This is a genomic window from Planktosalinus lacus (genome assembly GCF_014640155.1).
In the GTDB taxonomy this organism is placed as follows: Bacteria; Bacteroidota; Bacteroidia; order Flavobacteriales; family Flavobacteriaceae; genus Planktosalinus; species Planktosalinus lacus.
The window spans coordinates 1-2,465 of the sequence record NZ_BMGK01000024.1 but is presented as its reverse complement, the minus strand read 5'-3'; the positions used below and the strand labels follow the sequence as shown (position 1 = coordinate 2,465).

General features: G+C 35.6%; 3 protein-coding genes. All 3 read right to left on the bottom strand.

Annotated features, from left to right (window positions below):
• Positions 1-218: 218 nt before the first annotated feature.
• The 3 genes from IEV69_RS13720 to IEV69_RS13710 all read right to left on the bottom strand — a co-directional run bounded on the left by IEV69_RS13720 (position 219) and on the right by IEV69_RS13710 (position 1,970).
• The gene (locus IEV69_RS13720; RefSeq protein WP_188443402.1) at positions 219-857 is read right to left on the bottom strand and encodes a hypothetical protein; all 639 of its coding nucleotides are present in this window, start codon (positions 855-857) and stop codon (positions 219-221) included.
• Positions 858-1,012: 155 nt separating this feature from the next.
• Positions 1,013-1,357, bottom strand: coding sequence for a hypothetical protein (locus IEV69_RS13715; RefSeq protein ID WP_188443400.1), 345 nt, complete (start codon positions 1,355-1,357; stop codon positions 1,013-1,015).
• Between the two features lie 145 nt (positions 1,358-1,502).
• The gene (locus IEV69_RS13710; RefSeq protein ID WP_188443398.1) at positions 1,503-1,970 is read right to left on the bottom strand and encodes a hypothetical protein; all 468 of its coding nucleotides are present in this window, start codon (positions 1,968-1,970) and stop codon (positions 1,503-1,505) included.
• Between the last annotated feature and the right edge of the window lie 495 nt (positions 1,971-2,465).

Here is a 2,465-nt window from a genome sequence, read left to right as displayed (position 1 = left end):
ATGAAGCCCTTGCTGCGCAGGATAACAATTTGGTAAACCAATTTGTTTCCTAAAATTTTAGAAGAAAAACTTGTTTTATAACACAGTACCTATGAGCTGTGGCGTCGATTGAGCAACTAATGTAGCAAACAAAACCCAGACCTGAGGAAAATCCGATAGGATTTTCCGAGTGAGCCTGTAGAAGCCATAGCTTATCGCCGGTGTTGTGCATAGTGTTTTTAGGCCATCCACAGGTTTATTTCGGTTAATATTTTCCATTTTCCGTCAATCCTCTCAAAAATAACAATGTTTCCAGCTCCACATAATCTACCACAGTTAATTGCATAATAAGTTGATGCGAATTGTTTGTAATAATTTACTTGAGAAAATCTAACCACCTTATTGGTTCCATATTCTCTTTCTATACCTTTCCAACCTCTATTTATTAGTCTTAATTTACGAAAATGTTTGTCGTATTTTTTATCCGTAATTGTTTCAATTTCGATTAACGGTTTTTGCAGTAATTCCGCATTAATTTTTGGATGTTCAGATTTGTCTGAAGTTAGTTGGACCACTACATTTCTTAAATCTTTTTCTTTCGTCAATCTTCTTAAAAATGTTGTGTCTTTATATGTCATACTATAAAGAAAGATTAAGTCCGAATTAGTAATTGAATCATTTTCGTGATTAAAGACGTGATAAGTTCCATCAAATTTGTCCTTAAATTGCTCAATCAATACAATCTTATCTTTTTCAGTATTGTTTCCCAATTTTAAACGCTCAGTCAGAATAAGAGAATACAATTGATAATCATCTTTTTCCACTTGAGAAAATGACAATTGTCCGAGTAACAATAATAGGAGAATTATTTTCTTCATTTTTACATTATGCACAACGTTTGTCGGCTATGAGCTGTGGCGTGGATTGAGCAACTAATTTAGCAAACAAAACCCAGACCTGAGGAAAATCCGTGAGGATTTACCGAGTGTGCCGGTAGAAGCCATAGCTTATCGCCGGTGTTGTACTGCGTTTTTCAATCCGATATACTGTCAAGCCAAATTTCTAGAATTTCATTATAATTTCCATTTGTATAAATCAATTTCTTTCCATCAATTATTGCTTTATATCCGAAAGCTGGAATTGAATCATCATACTTGAAAATAATTGTATCATTTTGGATTCTGATTTTTCCGGTGTGCAATTTGCTGTTTGGAAAACTTTTGTATTCAAATTCAAAAGTGCTATCCCGGAAAACTCGTAAGTGATTAAATCCGATTGGAGCTTCTCTTTCAGCCATCAAAATTCCATCTTTGGTTAGATCTCTTTTACAAGATAAAATCATTAGACAGACAAATATTGAAATTAAAATTCGTTTCATTCAAATGCAGTACAACGTCCCGTATAAAAACAGTGCGAGCTGGCGAGCGTGATTGTCCGCAGGACAATCCGCTGAGCAAGCGAGCACGAATTTTCGATTAAAGACTGATTTAAGCATTGTTTTTATATGTTGTTGGCAAACGTTTTTATTTCTGTTCATATAACAAATTGTCTCCATTTCTGGGACTGAAATATTCCGTGCCAGTAGTGCCGCACATCTCCTGATGATATTTAGTTGAATTAGGAATTCCCCTGGGGTCAACATCCCAACTCGTGTTGAATTTAAATCGGGTGGTGTCTAATTTATTTTCAAGAATTCTGGATCCGTGGTTCACAACTTCCCATTCAAAATTTCCGTTATTCCAACAAACGCCTATTTCATCGCCGATCCGATCAATTTTGCTGATATCAATTTTAATAAAGTTTTCCTCCGGTATCTGATTATGCTCTCCATCAATTATAAATCTTGTATGACCTTCTGTAATGACTGTAATAGCTTGAGTCTGATCTTTAGGATATAGAATAAAATGATCATTTTTAGAATTGCAAGAATTCATTCCAGTAATCAGGAGTGATAGGCTAATTAGTCCGATGGTTGATTTTTTAAGGTGCATTTTTTTTAATGTTTGCCAACGGTCGCAGCTAAACGAAGTGTGCAAAACCCACTCCCGGCAAACAACCCATTATTTTTTATTAGTCCTAAAAATACAAAAAATACACCTGCTTTACCCGCACATTTTGTTTAGCTGATGTTGCAGAGTGTACTTCCTCAGCGTTCCCCTCCGTTACGCAAACCTTTCACTTATTTCGCAAAAAAAAGAGACCTTATTCTTAAAGTCCGGTCCTCGCAAACTGGTGGTTTCGGCGTTGCTTGCGTTCTGAATGTCAAAGTTTTTATCTCTACGAACTCCTTCCGAACTACTCCGCACAGATTGGAAATTAAAAAAATTAACCGCACCGCCGCCCCACTTAGTTTTTTCTATCTGTATACTCTGCAACGTTTGTCGGCTCGTATGTTTACAATGTTTAATTTATTATCCATAAATATAGTAGTTTTCCATTTAATAATAAGAGCTAAAATAGAAGGGACAGAGAGTTTCTCGGCTAGA